General features: G+C 71.2%; 17 protein-coding genes, 1 pseudogene and 1 riboswitch. Of the genes and pseudogenes, 9 read left to right on the top strand and 9 right to left on the bottom strand.

Annotated features, from left to right (window positions below; translation table 11 throughout):
* Nucleotides 1–22 precede the first annotated feature (22 nt).
* Nucleotides 23–1,045 (bottom strand): LAETG motif-containing sortase-dependent surface protein, encoded by a 1,023-nt coding sequence (locus OH809_RS17300; RefSeq protein ID WP_406515298.1) that lies wholly within the window; start codon nucleotides 1,043–1,045, stop codon nucleotides 23–25.
* Nucleotides 1,046–1,835: 790 nt separating this feature from the next.
* The gene (locus tag OH809_RS17295) at nucleotides 1,836–2,141 is read right to left on the bottom strand and encodes a chorismate mutase (protein WP_406421538.1); all 306 of its coding nucleotides are present in this window, start codon (nucleotides 2,139–2,141) and stop codon (nucleotides 1,836–1,838) included.
* A 382-nt stretch (nucleotides 2,142–2,523) separates the two neighbouring features.
* Here OH809_RS17295 and guaA point away from each other — a divergent pair, with 382 nt between their 5' ends.
* The 4 genes from guaA (at nucleotide 2,524) to OH809_RS17275 (ending at nucleotide 7,069) form a co-directional block, all read left to right on the top strand.
* Nucleotides 2,524–4,119: a glutamine-hydrolyzing GMP synthase gene (gene guaA / locus OH809_RS17290; RefSeq protein ID WP_406421539.1), complete on the top strand. Its 1,596-nt coding sequence runs from the start codon at nucleotides 2,524–2,526 to the stop codon at nucleotides 4,117–4,119.
* A gap of 165 nt (nucleotides 4,120–4,284) precedes the next feature.
* Nucleotides 4,285–5,055 carry a class II aldolase/adducin family protein gene (locus OH809_RS17285; RefSeq protein ID WP_406421540.1) on the top strand — a complete coding sequence of 257 codons (771 nt, stop codon included), beginning with the start codon at nucleotides 4,285–4,287 and terminating at the stop codon, nucleotides 5,053–5,055.
* Between the two features lie 113 nt (nucleotides 5,056–5,168).
* A complete protein-coding gene (locus OH809_RS17280; protein WP_406421541.1) occupies nucleotides 5,169–6,434 on the top strand; it encodes a hypothetical protein in 1,266 nt (421 codons plus the stop codon).
* 125 nt (nucleotides 6,435–6,559) lie between these two features.
* Nucleotides 6,560–7,069: a DoxX family protein gene (locus OH809_RS17275; protein ID WP_406421542.1), complete on the top strand. Its 510-nt coding sequence runs from the start codon at nucleotides 6,560–6,562 to the stop codon at nucleotides 7,067–7,069.
* Nucleotides 7,070–7,225: 156 nt separating this feature from the next.
* On the opposite strand, the gene OH809_RS17270 is transcribed toward OH809_RS17275, so the two are convergent.
* Nucleotides 7,226–8,539, bottom strand: a complete 1,314-nt coding sequence (locus tag OH809_RS17270; protein ID WP_406421543.1) for a PspC domain-containing protein — start codon at nucleotides 8,537–8,539, stop codon at nucleotides 7,226–7,228.
* Nucleotides 8,540–8,729: 190 nt separating this feature from the next.
* Between OH809_RS17270 and OH809_RS17265 the strand changes: the two genes are divergently transcribed.
* The gene (locus OH809_RS17265; RefSeq protein WP_406421544.1) at nucleotides 8,730–10,016 is read left to right on the top strand and encodes a PspC domain-containing protein; all 1,287 of its coding nucleotides are present in this window, start codon (nucleotides 8,730–8,732) and stop codon (nucleotides 10,014–10,016) included.
* Entirely contained in the window at nucleotides 10,013–10,708 is a 696-nt protein-coding gene (locus tag OH809_RS17260) for a LuxR C-terminal-related transcriptional regulator (RefSeq protein WP_406421545.1), read from the top strand. Before OH809_RS17265 ends, OH809_RS17260 begins: the two co-directional genes overlap by 4 nt.
* Nucleotide 10,709: 1 nt before the next feature.
* Here the strand turns inward: OH809_RS17260 and OH809_RS17255 are convergent.
* Both OH809_RS17255 and OH809_RS17250 read right to left on the bottom strand, forming a co-directional pair.
* Nucleotides 10,710–10,913: pseudogene (locus tag OH809_RS17255) on the bottom strand (GNAT family N-acetyltransferase); the annotation flags it as partial.
* 4 nt (nucleotides 10,914–10,917) lie between these two features.
* Complete coding sequence (locus OH809_RS17250; protein WP_406421546.1) at nucleotides 10,918–11,967, bottom strand: NlpC/P60 family protein; 1,050 nt, start codon at nucleotides 11,965–11,967, stop codon at nucleotides 10,918–10,920.
* 355 nt (nucleotides 11,968–12,322) lie between these two features.
* On the opposite strand from OH809_RS17250, the gene OH809_RS17245 reads away from it, so the two are divergent.
* A complete protein-coding gene (locus OH809_RS17245; RefSeq protein ID WP_406421547.1) occupies nucleotides 12,323–12,676 on the top strand; it encodes a hypothetical protein in 354 nt (117 codons plus the stop codon).
* 74 nt (nucleotides 12,677–12,750) lie between these two features.
* Here OH809_RS17245 and OH809_RS17240 read toward each other — a convergent pair whose 3' ends face one another.
* A complete protein-coding gene (locus OH809_RS17240) occupies nucleotides 12,751–13,917 on the bottom strand; it encodes an NlpC/P60 family protein (protein WP_406421548.1) in 1,167 nt (388 codons plus the stop codon).
* Nucleotides 13,916–14,079: riboswitch (cyclic di-AMP (ydaO/yuaA leader) on the bottom strand. Its footprint overlaps the gene before it by 2 nt.
* A 257-nt stretch (nucleotides 14,080–14,336) precedes the next feature.
* Here OH809_RS17240 and pcrA point away from each other — a divergent pair.
* The gene (gene pcrA / locus OH809_RS17235; protein ID WP_406421549.1) at nucleotides 14,337–16,826 is read left to right on the top strand and encodes a DNA helicase PcrA; all 2,490 of its coding nucleotides are present in this window, start codon (nucleotides 14,337–14,339) and stop codon (nucleotides 16,824–16,826) included.
* 85 nt (nucleotides 16,827–16,911) lie between these two features.
* Here pcrA and OH809_RS17230 read toward each other — a convergent pair whose 3' ends face one another.
* A complete protein-coding gene (locus OH809_RS17230) occupies nucleotides 16,912–18,381 on the bottom strand; it encodes a M23 family metallopeptidase (protein ID WP_406421550.1) in 1,470 nt (489 codons plus the stop codon).
* Between the two features lie 295 nt (nucleotides 18,382–18,676).
* Nucleotides 18,677–19,540 carry an esterase/lipase family protein gene (locus OH809_RS17225; protein ID WP_406421551.1) on the bottom strand — a complete coding sequence of 288 codons (864 nt, stop codon included), beginning with the start codon at nucleotides 19,538–19,540 and terminating at the stop codon, nucleotides 18,677–18,679.
* 352 nt (nucleotides 19,541–19,892) lie between these two features.
* On the opposite strand from OH809_RS17225, the gene OH809_RS17220 reads away from it, so the two are divergent.
* Complete coding sequence (locus OH809_RS17220) at nucleotides 19,893–20,306, top strand: cobalamin B12-binding domain-containing protein (RefSeq protein WP_406421552.1); 414 nt, start codon at nucleotides 19,893–19,895, stop codon at nucleotides 20,304–20,306.
* Between the two features lie 170 nt (nucleotides 20,307–20,476).
* On the opposite strand, the gene OH809_RS17215 is transcribed toward OH809_RS17220, so the two are convergent.
* Nucleotides 20,477–22,075: a DUF5691 domain-containing protein gene (locus OH809_RS17215; protein ID WP_406421553.1), complete on the bottom strand. Its 1,599-nt coding sequence runs from the start codon at nucleotides 22,073–22,075 to the stop codon at nucleotides 20,477–20,479.
* Nucleotides 22,076–22,097: the final 22 nt, after the last annotated feature.

Below are 22,097 nucleotides of genomic sequence, written 5' to 3'. Positions count from 1 at the left end.
CGCCTACCGGTGACGTCGCCCGTTACGCGGCGGCGTCACCGTTCCTGCGGCGCCGCACGACGAACATCGCACCGGCGCCGAGCACTACGGCCGCGCCGCCCGCGAGGGCGAACATCGGGACTGCGGAGGACGAACCGGTCTCGGCGAGCGTGCCGGAGACCTGGCCCGTGGTGTTGGAGGACGGCTTCTCGGCCGGGACCGGAGCGGTGCCGCCGGTCTGCGGCGTCGAACCGCTGCCGCCGGACTTCACGATCTGGAACTTGTACGCCACGTCGCTGATGCCCATGCAGTCCTTGTCCCCGACGTACAGACCGGCGCCGAGGGTGAATCCGGCGCCGAGCGGGGCGGTCGACTTCACGTTGATGCGCAGTGGGATGTCGATCTCGTAGCCCGCGCGGATCTCGTCGGACTGACCGACGTAACCGACCGCGCGGCCGTCCTCGCTGAGGTCCTCCCACGTGTTGGTGTCCGGGTCGAGCGCCTGGAGGCTGACCTGCTTCGACTTGAACAGGTCGTTGCCGTCCTTGTCGGAGGAGGCGCCCGCGAAGTAGTCGATCTCGCGCACGGTCGTCTTCGACGAGTTGTAGACGTTCATCTTGAACTTGTGCCAGCCGCTGCCACGGGCGATCTTGCCGGGCAGGCCGTTGATCGAGATGTCCAGGTCGGACTTCTCGCACTCGGTCGGCTCCTGCGGGTCCTCGGCCTCGGACGGCGTGCCGGACGGGGTGGCGCCGGTGTCCGCGGAGGGCGTGCCGGTGGGGGCGACGGCGGGCTTGTCCATCTCCTCCGCGGGCTTGCCGGTCTCCTCGGCGGGCTTGCCGGTCTCCTCGGCGGGCGAGGAGGTGTTCTCGGCGGGAGCTGTGGTGGTGACCTCGTCGGACGGCGTACCGCTGGGCGTGGTCTCGGTGTTCTCGGTCGGCTCCGGGTTCGTCGACTCGACGGTGGTGACGGTGTCGTCGGCGAACGCGACCGGGGCGGCCAGGATGGCTGCGGGTGCTATGACTGCGGTGGCGGCGGCCACCGCCATGGCGCGGCGAAGCTTCATGAAGACCTCAGAAGTCCGGTGTACCGCTGTGGCCGCGGTACGGGGGGTGTGGACGGGCCTTCCGCGATGGGGGGTCACGGGTGGGGCCGTTGTTCTGCATGCATGACCAGCCACCCGGCGCAATGGTTGTCTCGGCTTTCACGGAATCTTTATGTGACATGCGTCACGCGGCGCTCCGTCGTGCTCCGTGACCTGCGGAAATCCGCCGCCGCCCCATGACCAAGGGCCCCGCGGTCCGGTGTGAACCGGTCCACGGGGCCCTTGTCGATGGCACCGACGTCAGGGCAGCGCCGGTGCCGAGGGGCGGCGCCGGGGGGTGGCGCCGCGGGAAGGTGGTGCGTCGGGTCGGCGCCCCGGCGCATGGGGGGCGCGTACGAGGTGTCGACCCACGTCGTGAGTGGTGCGATATGGGGGACTTGCCCCTTGCATCGTGCTGGATCGGCTGCGTCCCGCGCAACCGTTTCGACCGGATACGGTCGGCTCCGGGCGTCCCCGGAGCCGACCGCTCTTGGGGTGACCGGGCTGCTGTCCCCTGCCGACCGGTCACGCACGCTGGGGCGCGGTCCCACGGCGTACCTGCAGTACGCCACACGCTCCAGCGGAGCCACGCGTGGTTTCTTCCTGAGCCGCCCCTGGCTGGCACGGACACCGGGACCAACGAAGCCACCGAGGTACCGGTCACGCGCCGTACGGGTGAGAGTCGGTCCGAACTCGGATACGCCTCCGGAGCCCCGTCGGCCGCCGCGCGCCAGGCCTGCGGGTGGGTTGCACGCGGCCGGCCTGCGGGGAGTCACACGCGGCCGCGGCACAGCTCCAGCAGCGTCATTGCGAGCGAGGTGCCGGGCTTGCCGAGCGCCTTCCGGTACTGGCCGAGGATCTCCATCTCGCGGGAGAGGTTGACCCGGCGGCCGCCGGAGGTGATCCGCGCCTCCTGAATGACTGCCGAGACGGCCATCCGTTCCTGGACGAGCCCGATGATCCGGTCGTCGAGGGCGTCGATGCGCTCGCGGGCCTCACCGATCAGCCGGGCGGCCTCATCGGTGTTCGCACCGGTCTTCTCGATGAGGGTCTTCGCGGCGGCGGTGCTGTTGCTCATGGTGTGACTCCTGGGGGATGTGGTCCCCGGGGCGGTCGGACCCCGAACGCAGAACGCCCCGGGCCTGTCGGCCCGGGGCGCCTGGAACGTTGCTTGTCAGTTGCTCAAGCAGCACGACCATGGCAGCCGGCGGGCCGGATGCCATAGGTAAAGACGAAGGTCGTGTGCTGGTGCATGGCGTCAGTATGGACCCGCGCCGGGCGATGGGCCAACGCGCGGCCCGGATGCTGAGACGCCGCCGACGGCACGGCCGTGCGCTCCGCTCCGGCCGACGCCCGGAGGGTCTTGGCCCGTACCCCGGAAGACGCAGAAGTCCGTCTCACTCGCAACCCCGGTAGAATCGGCAGAACCGACCCCCCTCTCAACGCCGGAAGGCCGCCCCGTGCCAGCAGCACCCCCCGCCGCCCCCGACACCACACCCGACGTGGTCCTTGTCGTCGACTTCGGCGCGCAGTACGCCCAGCTCATCGCCCGCCGCGTCCGTGAGGCCCGGGTCTACAGCGAGATCGTCCCGTCCACGATGCCGGTGGCCGAGATGCTGGCCAAGAACCCCCGGGCGATCATCCTGTCCGGCGGCCCCTCCTCGGTGTACACGGACGGCGCGCCCAGTCTCGACCGCTCGCTGTTCGAGGCCGGGGTCCCGGTCTTCGGTATGTGCTACGGCTTCCAGCTGATGGCCACCACGCTCGGCGGCACCGTCGACGACAACGGTGCCCGCGAGTACGGCCGCACCCCGCTGACGGTCTCCAAGACGGGTTCCACGCTCTTCGAGGGCACGCCCGCCGAGCAGTCCGTCTGGATGTCGCACGGCGACGCCTGCTCCGCCGCTCCCGAGGGCTTCACCGTCACCGCGTCCACGGACGTCGTACCGGTCGCCGCCTTCGAGAACGACGAGAAGAAGCTCTACGGCGTTCAGTACCACCCCGAGGTCCTGCACTCCACGTACGGCCAGCAGGTCCTGGAGCACTTCCTCTACCGCGGCGCGGGCATCGAGCCGACCTGGACCACGACGAACGTCGTCGAGGAGCAGATCGCGCTGATCCGTGAGCAGGTCGGCACCAAGCGCGCCATCTGCGGCCTCTCCGGCGGTGTGGACTCCGCGGTCGCCGCAGCCCTCGTTCAGAAGGCCATCGGCTCCCAGCTGACCTGCGTGTACGTGGATCACGGTCTGATGCGCAAGGGCGAGACCGAGCAGGTCGAGAAGGACTTCGTGGCCGCCACCGGCGTCCAGCTGAAGGTCGTCGACGCCGAGGAGCGGTTCCTGAACGCGCTGGCCGGGGTCTCCGATCCCGAGCAGAAGCGGAAGATCATCGGCCGCGAGTTCATCCGCGTCTTCGAGCAGGCCCAGGCCGAACTCGTCGCCGAGGCGGGCGCGGCCGGCGAGGACGTCGCGTTCCTCGTGCAGGGCACGCTCTACCCGGACGTCGTCGAGTCCGGCGGCGGCACCGGCACCGCCAACATCAAGTCCCACCACAACGTGGGCGGCCTCCCCGACGACATCGAGTTCCAGCTCGTCGAGCCGCTGCGCCAGCTGTTCAAGGACGAGGTCCGGATGGTCGGCCAGGAGCTCGGCCTGCCGGAGGAGATCGTCCAGCGCCAGCCCTTCCCCGGCCCCGGTCTCGGTATCCGGATCGTCGGCGAGGTCACCAAGGGCCGGCTCGACCTGCTGCGCGAGGCCGACGCCATCGCCCGCGAGGAGCTGACCGCGGCCGGACTCGACCGCGACATCTGGCAGTGCCCGGTGGTCCTCCTGGCCGACGTCCGCTCGGTCGGCGTCCAGGGCGACGGCCGCACCTACGGCCACCCGATCGTGCTGCGCCCCGTCTCCTCCGAGGACGCGATGACGGCCGACTGGTCGCGCCTGCCGTACGAGGTCCTGGCGAAGATCTCCACCCGCATCACCAACGAGGTCGCCGACGTCAACCGCGTCGTCCTCGACGTGACGAGCAAGCCGCCGGGCACCATCGAGTGGGAGTGACCCCACCGCGGGGCCAACGCCGATGCCGTCGCTCGTTCATCCGGGCGGCGGCATCGCCGTGTCCGGGGCCGCCGCTCCGGCGAATCGATACGTGATCGCTCTGGCCACCTGCGGTGACCGGCGGTAGCTTCCGTCCGAATGCCCTGGGAGCCCCGAGGAGTCGCCATGCCCGAGCCCACGCCGATCCCCGTCGAACAGCTGCAGTTCGCGATGCCGCCCGTCCACGAGTCGGTCGGCGAGGAACGCGCGCACCGCAAGGAGCGGCTGGCCGGGGCGTTGCGGCTGTTCGGTGAGTACGGGTACGAGGACGGGGTCTCCGGTCACCTCACCGCGCGGGACCCGGAGTTCGCCGACTGCTTCTGGGGCAACCCGTTCGGCGCCCCCTTCGACGGGATGAGCCCGGAGGATCTGATCCTGGTCAACGGCGACGGGCAGGTCGTCGAGGGGCGCCACCACGTCAATCAGGCGGCGTTCGCCGTCCATGCCCAGGTGCACCGGGCGCGCCCGGACGTCGTCGCCGTCGCGCACACCCACTCCCTGCACGGCCGGGCGCTGTCCACGCTCGGTGAGTTCATCGAGCCGATCACCCAGGAATCCTGCGCGTTCTACGAGGATCACGCGGTCTACCAGGCCTACACGGGGGTCGTGGTCGACGAGGACGAGGGGCGCCGGATCGCGGCCGCGCTCGGCACCCGCAAGGCGATCATCCTGCGCAACCACGGGCTGCTGACCGTCGGTGACTCGGTGGACGCGGCCGCCTGGTGGTTCCTCACCATGGAGCGCTCCTGCCAGGTGCAGCTGACCGCGCGGGCGGCCGGGAAGCCGGTGCTGATCGAGCACCGGGACGCCGTCGCCACCCGCGAACAGCTCGGCAGCGACCTGGTGGCCTGGTTCAATTACCAGCCGCTGTGGAAGCGGATTGCTCGAACGTTCTGACGATCTGCGCATCCGGACCGCCCCGATGCGGCACCTGCCCGTCCCGTACGGCACAATTCGCAGCAATCGGTGGTCAGTTGGCGGTACTGGGGCGGGAAAGGGCGGCGTTCTCCGTGGCGTTGGACGAGGCACGACAAGGCGCGCACGGCGGTGGCTGTACGTGCGGCGACTGCCCGCACGGTGCGCGCGAGGGACACCGGCGCGCGGTGGCCGCCTTCCTGGCCAAACGGGACGGACTCGCCGCGGGCCAGGGACTGCCGACCGGCGTCGCCCAGTCCGCGTCCGCGACCCGTCAGTGGGTCTCCGACGAGCTGACCGAGTCGGCCCGCACGGTCGCCGAACGCAGCCGGGAGGCGGGCGACGCCTGGCTCCACCGGGTCTGGCAGCGCACCCTGGCCGTCGTCTGGGGGAGCGTCGCCGTGCTCGTCATCGGCGAGGCGGTCACCGCGATCGGCGCTGGCTGGTCGACCGCCCGCACCGCCGGTCTGCTCGCCGGCGTCGTCACCGCGGCACTGCTGACCGGCGCCGCCCGCTTCCATCGGGCCCGCGGCGGCGTCCTGGCCCCGCTGGTCGGTGAGGACAACCGGCTCTCCACCTCCCGCGCGGTCGCCGTCGCCTGGGTGCTGCTCGCCGTCTTCTCCGTACTCGTCCTCGCGCTGCAGCTGGCAGGGGCCTCCGGCCACGCGGAGCGCGACACGCTGATCGACGGTCTGGAACTGGCGCGTGGCGCCGGGGTGCTGACCGTGCTGGCGCTGGTGTGCGCCGTCGCCGTGCTCGTGCGCCGGGTGGTGACCGTACGCGTCCTCGCGCAGCGCCTGCAGAAGCTGAGGGCGGACCGGCCGCGCGCCGCCGATCTGCTCACCGACGACTCCGGGCGCGGCAGTTTCACGGATGTGCAGTACGTGCTGGTGAGCGCCGTAGCCGTCCTCTTCGCCGCGGTCCGGCTGGCCCGCCGGCCCGAGCAGCTTCCCGATCTGCCCTGGGGGCTGGCCTTGCTGGTGGTGGTCTCCGCGGCGACGTACTTCGCGGGGAAGCACGCGGAGGGCGGGCGCCCGGTCGTACTGTCCGTCGTACGGGCCCGGGAGGCCGGTGACCTGGACGCGCCGATCCGTACCGGCGACGACATCGAGATCCGCGGCGCGGGCTTCGTGCCGCCAGGCGCCGGGGCCCCGGACAGGCTGGCCCGCATGGTGGTCCGAATCGGCCATGTCCATGTCCATGTTCCGCTGATCCCGGTCACCGGAGGCTTCGCCAACCCGACCGACACCGTGCTCACCGTGCCGGTCCCGGTGGAGGTGGAACCCGGGCGGGTGGACGTCCAGGTCGTGACAGCCGCCGGGGTGGAGACGAACCGGGTCGAGATCGACGTCACGGACTGAGAGGCGATCGACCGTCTCTCCCCGCCCGGCCGCCGCTTGCGTCTGATCGAACCGCGGGGCAGGTGAGCAGCCCGTTCACCGCGTACGTATGGTCTGGTGACGGGTCGACGGAAGGACGGGGTCTTATGTATGGGTATGGCGCGAATTCGAGAGGTCTGGGCGAGGCGAGAAGCATCCGGGAGCTGGCGCGGGAGCATGCCCTGCTGCCGTTGCGGATCTTTCTCGGGGTCACCTTTCTCTATGCCGGGCTCGACAAACTGACGGACAGTGCCTTCTTCCGCGCCACCGGGCCCGGCTCCATCGGCGAGACGATGCACGCGGTGCGCGACTTGGCCGCGATCCCGGCCCTCGTCGACCTCGCACTGAAGAGCCCGGGAGCCTTCGGGCACGCCATCGCCTTCGGGGAGATCGCCGTCGGCATCGGCACCCTGATCGGGCTGTGGGCCCGGCTCGCCGCACTCGGCGGGGCGCTGATCTCGCTGAGCCTGTGGCTGACCGTGAGCTGGCAGGCCAAGCCGTACTACTTCGGCAACGACCTGGCCTACCTCATGGCCTGGCTGCCGCTGGTGCTCGGCGGCGCCGCGTCGTTCTCCGTGGACGCCTTCCTCGCGTCGCGACGGCGACGGATACGGTAGCCGACCCACGTCGTGGTCGCTGCGAGCCAGAGGCCGCCGAAGAACACCGGGAAGAAGAAGACCCAGGGGGCTTCCCAGGTGCCCGCCGCGTCCGCCGCGTAACCGGCGGCGAGGGCGAGCATCGCGATCCCCGCGACCGCCCGGCCCGGCCGGATCTCATGACGCAGCACGAATGACCTCCACCTGTCCGATACCGACTTCCAGATCCAGCTCGACCGTGCCCGCCGGGGTGACGCCCGCGGGCGGGGCGATCGTGCGGTGTTCCTTCGTCGACGGGCTGACGTCCACATGGCCCGGCAGATCGCCCGGCAGCCGGATGTCGCCGACCCCGGCGTCCGCCCGCACCCGGAGCGTCACCGCCTTCGGTACGACGACGACCGCCCGGCCCGCGCCGACCCCCAGCTGTGTCCGGACCGTGTCACCCTTCGGGACCGGCACCTCTCTCAGGTCGAGTGTGCCGACACCGCTGCCCAGCTCGTACCGCGGCTGGACCGCGGTGACCGACGCCGGGCGCCATTCCTCCCGTACCCAATGGGTGCTGATGTCCTTCGGCAGCGCGGCCGCGCCCGCCAGCAGCGCCGCCGTGATCATTGCGAGCAGGACGGTGCCGAACCCGGTTCCGCCGATGAAGGTGCTGACCAGCATCCCCGCACCGAACACAGCGAGCGCTGCGGCCAGGCCGAACTGCAGGCTCGTACCGAACGGATGCGTGTGCCAGCTCAGCCCCGTGCCCAGACCGCCCGCGATCAGGGCGAGCAGAAAGACCAGGCCACCGATCGAGCGTGGCCCCCGGTTGGCCCGGGCCGGCCCCGGTGCGCGGTACGGGGAGTCCGCCGCCCTGCGGGGACGTACCGGCGGACTGTCGGCCACCGCACCCGCCGGGCCCCACAGATACCCCGGTCCCGCCGGCCCGGACGTGCCGTCCTTGACGATCGGATCCCGCCACCAGGACGGGCTGCCCGGCGACGGCGGCGCCTTCACCTCCGGCGGGGCGTCCGCCACCGCCTGCGCGGCGGCCGTCGGGTGCAGCGGGTCCTCGGGCGCGGCGGTCCTGCGGGCTTGCGTCCACACACTGAAACCGACGACCGCGAGCGTCAGCATCGCGGAGAACGCCAGCGTGCCCCCGTTGCCCAGCATGGACAGGAAGAGCCCGCAGCCGATCAGCGCGAACAGCACCGCGACCAGCGACGCCCCCTCGACCCGGCCGGACAGCAGCCTGCGCGCCTCGTTCTCCTCCTCGCCCTCCAGCGGGAGCAGCAGCCACGCGAAGCCGTAGAAGATCAGGCCGACGCCACCGGTCACCGACAGCACACCGATCACGATCCGGAAGATCACCGGGTCCACGTCGCAGTACCGGCCGAGTCCGCCGCACACCCCGGCCACCACTTTCTGCCGCGAGCTGCGCTGCAGCTGCGGTCTCGGTGCGGGCGGCGGTGCGACGCCGGGCGCGGCGTCCTGGGGAACGGTCATGGCTCCATGGTGACGGGCGGGCGGCGCCGACGGGACCCGTGCCGACCCTGGCCGATCCCTGATATTGGTTCCCCCGGACCCTGAAGGGCGCCGTCGCGGGGCGTGCGCCGAGTGCGGCCCGCCCGTCTCAGGGTCGAAGTGGGGGCAGACCCTGATACCGCCGCTGCCCCGTCCATGTGACGATCGGGGCATGCCGACCGCCACACCCCGAGCCGCAAGCTCCCTCAGCGCCGACCCGGAGGAGCCACCGCTGCGCAAGCTGTACCGCAGCGCCGACGGACGGCTGCTCGGCGGCGTCGCACGCGGTCTCGCCGGACATCTCGGGCTGCCCGTCGTCTGGGTGCGGTTCGTCTTCCTCGGGCTGTTCCTCGCGGACGGCCTCGGGGCTCTGCTCTACGCCGTGTTCTGGATCGTCGTCCCGCTCGGCGTCGGCGGCGTCGACGCGCCGCGCTCCGTCTTCGAGACGGCTCCCGACGGCCGGCGCAGGCTCCGCAAGCCCGACAAGGGGCAGGTGTTCGCCCTCCTCGCGCTCCTCATCGGCGCCGTCATCTTCGTCGGCAACGTCGACATGGGCAGCGAGGCCGACCGTTACATCTGGCCGACGCTGCTGATCGGCGCGGGTTCCGTCCTGGTGTGGCGGCAGGCCGACAACGCCCGCCGGGCCCGCTGGATGGAGGTCGGAAGCCGCCGCCGGGTGCTGCATGTGGCCCGGGCGCTGGCCGGGGTCGCCCTGGTCGGCCTGGGACTCGCCGTGTTCATGGTGGTACGCGGCTCCGCGGCCCAGCTCGGCAATGTCCTGACCGCGGCGATCGCCGTCCTCACCGGCATCGCGCTGCTGGCGGGTCCCTATCTGGTCCGCATGACCCAGGACCTGTCGGAGGAACGCCTGATGCGCATCAGGGCCCAGGAACGCGCCGAGGTCGCGGCTCACGTCCACGATTCCGTGCTGCACACCCTCACCCTGATCCAGCGCAACGCGGACGACGGCAGCGAGGTCCGCAGACTGGCCCGCGCCCAGGAACGCGAGCTGCGCAACTGGCTGTACAACCCCGAGGGCACCGGCAAGGACGAGGGCGACGAACCGGAGACCCTCGCCGAAGCGGTCAAACGCGCCGCCGCGGAGGTCGAGGACAAGCACGGCGTCCCGCTGGAGGTCGTCGTCGTCGGCGACTGCCCGCTCGACGAGAAGCTCGCCGCGCAGATGCAGGCCGCACGCGAGGCGATGGTCAATGCCGCGAAGTACGGTGGCGAGGGCGGTGCCGTGCAGGTCTACGCGGAGGTCGAGGGCCGCACGGTCTTCGTCTCCGTACGGGACCGTGGACCGGGATTCGATCCGGATTCCGTACCGGGGGACAGAATGGGCGTACGAGAATCAATCATCGGCCGGATGCAGCGCAACGGCGGTACGGCGCGGCTGCGTTCGGTGCCCGGCGGGGGCACGGAAGTCGAGCTGGAGATGGAGAGGGCGAGCGAATGACGGAGACCACCGAAACGACCGGGGGCCCGGAGCGCCGGGTACGGGTCGTGCTCGTCGACGACCACCGGATGTTCCGCACCGGAGTCCAGGCCGAGATCGGCCGCACCGAGGAGACCGGTGTCGAGGTCGTCGGCGAGGCCGCCGACGTCGACCAGGCGGTCACTGTCATCACGGCGACCCGCCCCGAGGTCGTCCTCCTCGACGTGCACCTGCCGGGCGGCGGCGGCGTCGAGGTGCTGCGCCGCTGTGCCCCGCTGATGGGCGCGGTCGAGAACCCGGTGCGGTTTCTTGCGCTGTCCGTCTCCGACGCCGCCGAGGATGTCATCGGTGTCATCCGCGGCGGCGCCCGCGGCTACGTCACCAAGACGATCAACGGCACCGACCTGGTCGATTCGGTCTTCCGGGTGCAGGACGGCGACGCGGTGTTCTCGCCCCGGCTGGCCGGCTTCGTCCTCGACGCGTTCGCCTCGACGGACGCACCGCCGGTCGACGAGGACCTGGACCGGCTGACACAGCGCGAGCGCGAGGTGCTGCGGCTGATCGCGCGTGGCTATGCGTACAAGGAGATCGCCAAGCAGCTGTTCATCTCGGTGAAGACGGTCGAGTCGCATGTCTCGGCGGTGCTGCGGAAGCTCCAGCTGTCGAACCGGCACGAGCTGACGCGGTGGGCGACGGCCCGACGGCTGGTCTGAGTCAGCTGTTCTCCCGTTCGGGGTCGATGGAGATGTTGAGTTGCTCGCCGACCCTTCGGTAGCCGATGCCCGCGTAGATCCGTTCCACAGCGGCGTCGGCCGGCTCCAGCCATACCACCCGGAAGCCCCGCGCGAACGCGGCCGCGGTCAGATGGGCGGAGAGTGCGGCGCCGATGCCGCGGCGGCGGAAGGCGTCGGCGACGGCGAACCTATGCGACCCGGGTCGCTCCCGCGAAGGGCATGCCGTCGATCGGCGCGATGCGGACCGGCGCTCCGGGGTGCGGTGCGTGGATCATCTGTCCGTCGCCGATGTAGAGACCGACATGGCTGATCCCGGAGTAGAAGAACACCAGGTCACCGGGGGCGAGTTCGGAGCGGGGGATGTTCCGGCCGACGTTGATCTGGGTGTATGTGGTGCGGGGGAGCGAGACGCCGGCGGAGCGCCAGGCGGCCTGGGTCAGCCCGGAGCAGTCGAACGAGGACGGTCCGGTCGCGCCCCAGACGTACGGCTTGCCGAGCGCCCCGTAGGCGAACGCGACGGCCTCCGCGGCGCGGGCGTTGGGGGCCTGGGCGGTGCCTAAGCGCGGGGCGCTGCGATCCGCGCGGGCGGCGGCGCGGGCGGTGTCCGAGCGTTCGAACTCGGCGCGCTCCGCGGGTGAGAGGGTGTCCAGGAGCTTCTGGGCGTCGGCCAGTCTGGCCCTGACCGTCGTCCGGTGCTTCTTCAGGTCGGCCCGGCGGGCGGTGAGGGCCGCCAGCTCGTCCTTCGCCTCCGCGCGCAGCTGGGCGATCTCGGTGACCTGCCGCTGCACGTTGGAGACCTCGGCCGCCTGGCGGTCGGCGGCCCGGTCCACGTACGAGGCCCGTTGCAGATACTGGTCGGGGTCCGAGGACAGCGCCAGCTGCACGGAGGGGTCGAGGCCGCCGGTGCGGTACTCCGCGGCGGCGAGCGAACCGAGTGCGTTGCGGGAGGCGTTGAGGCGTTCGGTCCTGCGGGCGGCCTCGTCGCGCAGTGCGTTCAGGGACTTGGCCGCGGCGGTCGCTTTCTCTTTCGCGCCGTTGTACTGCTCGGTGGCGACCTCGGCGTCGTGGTACAGCCGGTCCACCGCGGCCTTGATCCGGGTGGGGGTGGGCTGTGGTTCGGCGTGCGCGGAGCCCGGCAGGGCGGCGGCGGTCGCGGCCCCGGCGAAGGCGAGGGTGGCTGCGGTGCGGGCGGCGGAGCCGGTGTGCGGGCGCTGCCTGGGTTTCCGATGCGCTGCCACGGGGGCGGGGCTCCTTGCGTCGACTGCCCGTCGGGGCCTACCGGCGGGCCGCTGAGGTCCGGCGGCGGGACGCCAACAGGGGGAGCGGCCCGCCGCCGGATTTCTCGGCGGGGTGACCGGGCTGCCGTCCGGGTGCGGAGCGGTGGTGAAGCCGGCCACCTGGACAGGGACGCTAAGCCCGGGGCGCGAGGAAGAGTCGCAATGACGGCTATTGCCCGAATTTGGCAATGTGCTGTCGCTGAGCGACTGGAAAATTACACCAGAGTCAGGCAATTGGTACAGATGTAAGTGAAATGCCGAAGAGCCCCCACCTCGCCGAAGAGGGGTGATATGGCCCCGGCTAGGCTGCGGCCTCATGGACGTACTCATCAATATCTTCGTCGCGCTGCACATCATCGGCATCGCCGCCCTCCTGGGCGGCTTCCTGACCCAGATGAAGGCGATGGGCGCGGGCACGGCACGCTTCGTCCCGGCGATGCTGCACGGCGCGCTGACCATGCTGGTCACCGGTGTCGCGCTGGTCGGGCTCAACCAGGCCGACGACCACCCGGTCAACAACATCAAGATCGGCGTGAAGCTGGCGGTCCTGGTGGTGATCCTCGCGCTGGTCTACATCAAGCGGGACGAGGAGAAGGCCGAGAAGGGTGCCTTCGCGGCGGTCGGCGGGCTGACGGTCGCCAACATCTTGATCGCGACGCTCTGGACCTGAGCCGGACCACCCTCATGCGCGAGTGAGCCCCTGCCGGATCCGGCAGGGGCTCACTCGCGCATGAGGGCCCGCCGTCACGCCGGGCGCACGCTGCCGTAGATCGGCATGTAGTAGATCGACTCCTCGCGGACGTTCGCCCCCGGCTTCGGGGCGTGGATCATCATGCCGTCGCCCTTGTAGATGCCGACGTGGCTGATGTCGTCGTAGAAGAAGACGAGGTCGCCCGGCTGCAGGTCGGCCGTGGCTATCCGGGTGCCGGTCTTCACCTGGTCCCAGGTGGTGCGGGGGATGTCGACGCCCGCCGCCTTCCAGGCGGCCTGGGTCAGCCCCGAGCAGTCGTACGAGGAGGGGCCCGTCGCTCCCCAGACGTACGGCTTGCCGATCTGGGCGCGGGCGAAGGCGAGAACCTTCTCGGCCTTCGTGGTGGCGCTGGTGTCCGAGCCGGTCCCGGTTCCCGCGCCCGTCCCCGTGCCGCCGGTGGAGCCGGCCTCCTTCGCCGCCTCCTCGGCCTTGCGGTCCGCCTCGGCCTTGGCGGCGGCCTGCCGACGGGCGAGTTCCTCCGCCTTGCGCTTGGCCTCCGCCTCCTTCTCGCGCTCCAGTGCCGCCAGCCGCGCCTTCTCCTCGGCCGTCAGCTTCGACAGCGTCGCGCGCGCCTCACCCAACTTCTTCTGGACGGATTGTTTGCTGGTCCGGAGCGTGGCCTGGGACTCGGTGAGCGTCTCCAGGCTCTTCACCGCCTCGGTGCGCTTCTTCGCCGCCGCTGCCTGCTGCGTACGGAAGTCCGTGACCGCCTTCTGCTGCTGGGCGGTCATCCGGTTCATCAGCTGGTTCTGGTCGAAGTACGACTGCGGGTCGTCGGCCAGGAAGAAGGTGGCGGTCGGGGCGATGGAGCCGGTGCGGTACTGCGCGGCCGCGTAGTTGCCGAGCGTCCTGCGCGCCTCGTTCAGTTTGTCGGCGCGCTCGGCCACGTCCTCCAGCAGGGCGTCGACCTTGCCGCGCTGCGTGGCGGAGGCCTCCTTCGCCTGGTTGTACTGCTGGGTCGCGGTGCCCGCCTGCCGGTAGAGGTCGTCGACCTTCTTCTGCACGTCCTCGATGCTGGGCCTGGGTGCGCTCGGGGCGGCCGTGGCACTCTGGGTCGACAGCAGGGTCACCCCCGCCAGTGCGGCCGTCGTGAGCCCGACGGCGGGGGTGGTGGTGCGTACCCGGCTGCGCGGTTTGCGATGCGATGCCAAAGCCGGCATCTCCTTCCGTGGACCGCCTACCGGGTTAGCTGTCGGGTTCGGGCGGAACGGAAGGCTGCCCTACGGTCCGAGTGGGGATACAGACCGATTCACCCCGGTTTTGCATATGGGTCCCCGGTCCCGAACTCCCTGCGGGCAGCCCGGATTCGGCGGGGGAGCCCGCTCGGCGTGGTTCGCCTCAAGGGGGTACGGGCCGCCCGACAGGGCACGCTAGCCAACCGTGGTGCCGCTGTGAAGGTTGATGTTCGATATGCCCGATACGTTTTCGTGACCTTGGTGAAGAAGGGCCGGAGAAGGCGGCCCGGGCCCCGATTTCCTTACAGGGCGTGGGTGGGTGTTCTCCGTATGTAGGCGCCTTCCGGCCGCACTTCTCCATGCGGCCGCAGAGTGTCGGTGCGTCGCCCTAGACTCGTGAGGCGATGAGCAGCCTCTTTGACGACAGTTTCCTGGCCGGCCTCCAGCACTCGGAGGAAGAACCCCCGCCGCCCCCCGAGGACTCCGCACCCGAAGCGGTGCCGGAGGACCTCTTCGCGGGCGTGTTCGACGCGCCCGCGCCGCCTCGGGACGCGTACTACCGGGACGGCGCCCACCGCCCCGCCATCGACTCCGCCGCCCTGCTCGACGGGCTGAACACCGAGCAGCGCGCCGCGGTCGTGCACGCCGGATCGCCGCTGCTCATCGTCGCCGGCGCGGGCTCCGGCAAGACCCGGGTGCTCACCCACCGCATCGCCCACCTGCTGGCCGAGCGCGGCGTGCACCCCGGCCAGATCCTGGCGATCACCTTCACCAACAAGGCCGCGGGCGAGATGAAGGAGCGCGTCGAGCAGCTCGTCGGACCGCGCGCCAACGCCATGTGGGTCATGACGTTCCACAGCGCGTGCGTACGGATCCTGCGCCGCGAGTCGAAGCGGCTCGGCTTCACCTCGTCGTTCTCGATCTACGACGCGGCCGACTCCAAGCGGCTGATGGCACTGGTCTGCCGCGATCTGGACCTCGACCCGAAGCGCTTCCCGCCGAAGTCGTTCACGGCCAAGGTCTCGAACCTGAAGAACGAGCTGATCGACGAGGAGACCTTCGCCGGCCAGGTCGGAGGGGGTACCTCCCATTCGAGCGAAGCCGAGAATGGGGGAGGCTTCGAGAAGACGCTCGCCCAGGCGTACGCGATGTACCAGTCCCGGCTGCGCGAGGCCAACGCACTGGACTTCGACGACATCATCATGACGACGGTCCATCTGCTCCAGGCGTTCCCCGACGTCGCCGAGCACTACCGCCGCCGCTTCCGGCACGTCCTCGTCGACGAGTACCAGGACACCAACCACGCCCAGTACACGCTCGTACGCGAACTGGTCGGCCCGGCCGGAGAGGCCGACGCCCCCGCCGAACTCTGCGTCGTGGGTGACGCCGACCAGTCGATCTACGCCTTCCGCGGCGCGACGATCCGTAACATCCTCCAGTTCGAGGAGGACTACCCGAACGCGACGACGATCCTGCTGGAGCAGAACTACCGCTCCACGCAGACGATCCTCTCCGCCGCCAACGCTGTCATCGAGCGCAACGAGAGCCGCCGGCCCAAGAACCTCTGGACGAATGCGGGCGAGGGCGCCCGGATCACCGGCTATGTCGCGGACACCGAGCACGACGAGGCGCAGTTCGTCGCCGACGAGATCGACCGGCTGACCGACGCGGGCGACGCGAAGGCCGGCGACGTCGCGATCTTCTACCGGACGAACGCGCAGTCCCGCGTCTTCGAAGAGATCTTCATCCGCGTCGGCCTGCCCTACAAGGTCGTCGGCGGCGTGCGCTTCTACGAGCGCAAGGAGGTCCGGGACATCCTGGCCTACCTCCGGGTCCTCGCCAACCCCGAGGACACCGTTCCGCTGCGCCGCGTCCTCAACGTGCCCAAGCGAGGTATCGGCGACCGCGCCGAGGCGATGATCGACGCCCTGTCGCTGCGCGAGAAGATCACGTTCCCGCAGGCACTGCGCCGCGTCGACGAGGCGTACGGCATGGCGGCCCGCTCGGCCAACGCCGTCAAGCGGTTCAACACGCTGATGGAGGAACTGCGCACGATCGTCGAGTCCGGCGCAGGCCCCGCCGTGGTGCTGGAGGCGGTGCTGGAACGGACCGGCTATCTCGCCGAGCTCCAGGCGTCCACGGACCCGCAGGACGAGACGCGGATCGAGAACCTTCAGGAACTCGCCGCCGTCGCGCTCGAATTCGAGCAGGAGCGGGGGGAGTCCGCCGGGGAGGAAGGTGCGGGCACGGGCACGCTCGCCGAGTTCCTGGAGAAGGTCGCGCTCGTGGCCGACTCCGACCAGATCCCCGACGAGGACGAGGACGGCTCCGGCGTCATCACGCTGATGACGCTGCACACGGCCAAGGGGCTCGAATTCCCGGTGGTGTTCCTGACCGGCATGGAGGACGGCGTCTTCCCGCACATGCGCGCCCTGGGGCAGGTCAAGGAGCTGGAGGAGGAGCGGCGCCTCGCGTACGTCGGGATCACCCGTGCCCGTGAGCGGCTCTACCTGACGCGGGCGGCGATGCGCAGTGCGTGGGGTCAGCCCTCGTACAACCCGCCGTCGCGGTTCCTGGAGGAGATCCCGGACCAGCACCTGGAGTGGAAGCGGACCGGTCCGATGGCGGCCCCGGCCGGACCGACGTCGGGGATCACGTCGTCGCTGTCCTCGTCGCGCGCCCGCTCGGGCCCTTCGGGCTTCGCGACCCGGCGCACCTCGGACAAGCCGACGGTCACGCTGGTGGTCGGGGACCGGGTCACGCACGACCAGTTCGGGCTCGGCACGGTGACGGCGGTCGAGGGGATCGGCGACCAGGCGAAGGCGACGGTCGACTTCGGGGACGAACGACCGAAGAAGCTGCTGCTGCGGTACGCGCCGGTGGAGAAGCTCTAGGAGTCCGCCCCGGAGCCGACGGGGCGGGCGCAGGTGCCCGCCCCCTGCCGGCGGGCGGGGCCTGCGCCGTGTCGGACTCTGCTGCTCAGGTCGGGTCGACGCCGTGGCTGCGGAGCCAGGGCAGCGGGTCTATGGCCGCTCCGCCACCGGGCCGGACCTCGAAGTGCAGGTGCGGGCCGGTGGAGTTGCCGGAGTTCCCGGAGTACGCGATGACGTCACCGGCCTTGACCGGGCCCGAGCGGATCCTGGTGCTGCTGAGGTGGCAGTACCAGGTCTCGGTGCCGTCGGCCGTGGTGACGATGGCCATGTTCCCGTAGGCGCTGTTCCACTGGGTGCGTACGGTGCCGTCGGTCGCGGCCATCACCGGAGTGCCGTACGAGACGGGGAAGTCGATGCCCGTGTGCACGGACATCCAGTTGACGCCCGCCTGGCCGAAGTAGGCGCTGAGGCCGTGCTGCTTGACCGGCAGGAGGAACTTGGGCCGCAGCGCCTCTTTCCGGGCGGCCTCCTCCTCGCGCTTCTTCTTCTCGGCGGCCTGCCGTTCCCTCAGGTCGATGCGCTCCTGGGTGCGGCTGGCGCGGTCGGCGAAGTTCTCGGCGTCGGCGCTGAGGTTGTCGAACAGGGTGTCCAGCTTGTTGTTGGCGGCGACCGGCTTGGCGCTGCCGGGGTCGACGGCCGCCATCGACGTGGTGTCGTCCTTGGTGTCCTCGCCGCTGCCGAGTCCGCCGACGGAGGCGGCGGCGATACCGGCGACGCTCATCACGCAGGCGGAGGGGACGGCGACGGTGAGAAGAGCGGAACGCTTGGCGGCGGTACGACGCCGGCCGCGGCTGCCACCGCTGCCGCGGGTGACGGAACGGCTCGCAGGGCGGGGGATGCCGACGGTGTGGTCCGCCCGGTCTGCCGCGTTGTCCGCATCGGCGTCGAGGTCCGGGTCCAGGTCGGCGACGCCGAACTCGGAGGTCGCGGTGATGTCCGCGGGCTCCGCGGTCCCGGCTGACGGGTAGGGCTCGTACGGAGCATGGGAACCCCGGTCCGCGTACACCTCGTACGCGGCCTGTTCGGGTTCGTACGACTCGTGCGCGGTTTGCGCGGTTTGCTGTTCGTGCTCGGGCGTGGCGCCGGTGTTCCAGGCAGTGGCGTCGTACGCGCCGGCGTCGTAGGCGGCCGTCTCGGCCATCGCCCACTGGCCGTTCTGGTGCCAGCCGTTGGTGTCCCACTGGCCCGAGGCGTCCGGAGCGCCGCCCTGCGCGGGGATGCCCGGGGCTTCCGGCATCCAGGTCGCGGTGGTGTCGTACTGCTGCGGGTGCTGGGTCCCGTACGCGGCATAGGGGTCGTACGCGGCGGTCTGATGTGCGCCGGTGTCCCACTGGGTGGAGTCGTACTGGCCGCTGTACCCGGCCTGTCCGGTGTCGTAGCCGCTGCTGTAGCCGGCGGTGTCGTACGCACCGTCGTAGCTGCCCGGAAGGGAGCCGAAGAGCGGGTCGCTGTCGTAGCTGCCCATGGAGTGGCTGTCGTAACCGACATACCCGGCGTGGGGGTGCTGGTCGTTCACCAACTTCTCTCTCGCCTCGGCAGCAGGACCTGGGTCTGGGGGCCCGGTGGGGAATCCCAGAGGGAAAGCAGTGGCCGCGACTGTACCCGGCAGTACGTGACGGCGACAATCTTCGTCAGGTTTTGGGCCCACAGGAAACGGGCAATCGGCCGTCTTTCGGCGGACTGCGCACAGAGCCTTGGCTCTATGTTCGAAACGCGTTCTATTTGTGAGCGTGCTCCGGGCGGCCATGGCGCCCGGGAGGCGTGCCCCGGCACGGCGTGGCGGCCTTGTGCCAGTGAGGGACTCCGGTCCTTCAGGCCACCGAGGCGGCTCCCATGAGTCCGGTGGCCGATTCCGCGGACTCCAGGGCCTGCCGGATCCCGGCGGCGACCGCCGGGTGGACCGGCAGTGCGAGGTGGCCGATCCCGGTGACGCGCACGTTCAGCGCATCGAGGTCCGGATGGTCGATGCAGGCCGCCTCGGCCGGGACGATCACCTGGTCCAGCTCGCTCCAGAAGCTCACGAACCGGGTGCGGCAGCCGGGCGCGGGGCGGCGCAGCTCCTCGACCGGGGCGGAACCGCTGCGCATCTGGCGCACGATCGGGTGCGCACTGGCCACCGGGGCGACGGCGGTGCCGCCGTGCGGGGTGCCGAGCGTGACCAGGGTGCGGACGCGTCGGTCGCCGCCGAGTCGCTGCACGTAATAACGGGCGATCAGGCCACCGAGGCTGTGGCCGACGATGTCGACCTCGTGGTGACCGGTGCGGGTGCAGATCTCCTCGACATGCCGGCCGAGAAGTTCGGCGGCCGCGCGGACGTCACAGGTCAGCGGTGAGTAGTTGAGGGACTCCAGGTGGTGCCAGCCGTGCCGGGCGAGGGAACGGCGCAGCAGGACGAAGACGGAGCGGTTGTCGATGAACCCGTGCAGGAGCACGACGGGCCGCCGCTCGGGGCTCTCGGTGGGCAGGGTCCGGGCTCCGGCCGGCGCGGTGGGCGGCTGTTCGGCCAGGGGCGTCGCGTCATGCCGCTCCCCGGTCATGCCCGAGGGGTAGAGGAGCACGTGCCCGACGAGCACGACCAGCTCCAGCGCGGTGGCTCTCAGCAGTGCCGATGACAGCCAGGTGCGGCGCAGAGACGGCTGGCGCAGCAGCAGCGGAAGAAAAGGCAGGACCTTCATGGCCGACCTCCTGCTTCGGCGCACGGGAGGCGGCTCAAGTCCCCGTATGCCCTCATGGGGCGCCGTGGCAGAGGCGCGGGTGGCTGGTCGGACCACCTTGTCGGCGAGCCGTACCACCGTGCCGTGCGGCTGACGGCGCGGTGGTACGGCGACCTCGTAGCGGCTCCCCTTGCCTCCGTGGCCCGCGCGGCAGGTGTGCCGCGTGATGCGGGAACGGGGCCTGGCGAACATGTCCCAGGTGTGATTTCCCCCTCCCGGCCCACCGCGAAACGGCGGGGTGCGGGATGCTGTCGATAACGTTCGTTCACATCCCCGGCCCTTTCCGGTACGGGAGACGCATGTGGAGGCAGTGATGGGTGTGACCGGTCCGATCCGTGTGGTGGTGGCCAAACCGGGCCTCGACGGCCATGACCGCGGGGCGAAGGTGATCGCGCGGGCGCTGCGCGACGCCGGTATGGAGGTCATCTACACCGGGCTCCACCAGACGCCTGAGCAGATCGTCGACACCGCGATCCAGGAGGACGCCGACGCGATCGGCCTCTCGATCCTCTCCGGCGCGCACAACACGCTCTTCGCCAAGGTGATCGAGCTCCTGAAGGAGCGCGACGCGGAGGACATCAAGGTCTTCGGCGGCGGCATCATTCCGGAGGCGGACATCGCACCGCTGAAGGAGAAGGGCGTCGCGGCGATCTTCACCCCGGGTGCGACGACGGGCTCGATCGTCGAGTGGGTGAACGCCAACGTCCGCCAGTCCGCAGACGCCTGACCCGGGCGGGCCGGGGTGCCCGTCCGTCCGGTGCCCTGTGTCCTCAATCGCCTGCCCGGTGCGAGGCCGAGTCCGTCGAAGGGGTCCCCCATGCCCTGGAGACCATGGGGGAGATTGAGGACACAGCGCGGCGCGGGCCGCGCAGCCCGCCGCCGGCACCACCGCACCCCCTACACGGCCTCCGGCATCAGCTCCACCTCCATCGCCGCACGCAGCCGCAGGGTGGAGACCAGACGCTGGAACGCCTCCGACCAGTAGCCGGCGGCTCCCGGCGACGCGCCCTCCGGCTCGTCCGGTGTCGTCGTGAGGACCTCCAGGCGGTCCGCCTCCGCCGGGTTCAGACAGCGCTCGGCGAGGCCCATCACGCCGCTGAAGCTCCACGGATAACTCCCCGCGTCACGGGCGATGTCGAGTGCGTCGACGACCGATCTGCCCAGCGGCTCCGCCCATGGAATCGCGCAGACCCCCAGGAGCTGGAACGCCTCGGACAGCCCGTGCGCGGCAATGAAGTCGGCCACCCACGCGGCCCGTTCCGCACCCGGCAGTGTGGCGAGGAGTTTGGAGCGCTCGGCGAGCGACGCCGTGCCGGGGCCGTTCGACGGGGGTACGGAGGGGGCGCCCAGCAGCGCGCGGGCCCACTCCGGGTCCCGCTGCCGCACCGCCGCCCGGCACCACGCTGCGTGCAGTTCCTCACCCCAGCCGTCGGCGACGGGCAGCGCGACTATCTCCTGCGCCGTACGCCCACCGAACCGCGCCGGCCAGGTGGACAGCGGGGCCGACTCCACCAACTGGCCCAGCCACCACGACCGTTCGCCCCGGCCGGACGGCGGCGCCGCGACCACGCCGTCGCGCTGCATCTCCGCATCGCATTCATGCGGTGCCTCCACGGCGATGGACGCGGAACTGGCCGTCAGGTCCGGGTTCACGCACGACGCCGCACGAGCGGCCATCCGCCCGGCCAGCGCCGACTCCGGCAGCGCGGACAGCAGCTCGGCGGCCGTCGCGCGGACATTGCGGCTGCGGTCGGAGAGCGCCTGCTCCAGGAACGGTTCGTCCGCACCGGACAGCCCGGTACGCAGCGAGTCCACGAACATCAGCCGGTCCTCGGCACGCTCCGTCGGCCACGTGCTGGTCAGCAGCGCGAGCGCGCTCCCCGGATCATGCGCGCGTATGGCCCCGAGCAGGGCGACGCGCTCGGCGAACAAGCCCTCCTCCCACAGCCGGCGCACCGCCTCCGGGTCCGTCACCCCGGGCCGCGGCGCGCCACCGGACGAGCCGCGCAGCGCGAACTTCCACTCGGGGTTCAGCCGGGCCAGCCACAGCCCGCGCGGCCCGGCGAACGCCAGGGCCTGCGGCCGCAGGTCGGTACGGGCGCGGGCCGCGTCCAACAGCGCCGGGAGCAGCGCCGCCGGAGCCCGGTAGCCGTGCAGACCGGCTGTGGCCAGCCACTGCGGGATCAGCTCGGTGAGATCCGGCGCGGCACCGCGCCGGCCGCCCGCACCGCTCGGCGCCGACCGGTCGGCGAGCAGCTGGGCGAGTCTGCGCCGCGCGGCCGGCGGCAGGGGCGGCCGGGGGTCGGCGGGCGCCGTCCCCGGCCGCGCGGCCGCGGCCGCGGGCAGCAGTCCGGCTCTGTGCCGCACGGTCTGGAGCGCCGCCGCGTCCAGGAGCGCGACCGGCCCCCGATCGCCGCCCGCCGTTGACGGTCGGCGATCGGTGCCGAGCAACGCCGAGGTGACGAGCTCGTCCCACGGGATGGTTGTACTGGACATCGGTCCTCCTCGAGGGGTTCAC

It is taken from the genome of Streptomyces sp. NBC_00873 (assembly GCF_045207415.1).
In the GTDB taxonomy this organism is placed as follows: Bacteria; Actinomycetota; Actinomycetes; order Streptomycetales; family Streptomycetaceae; genus Streptomyces.
Note: the sequence above shows the minus strand (reverse complement) of the source record. Positions and strands in the feature narration are given on the sequence as shown.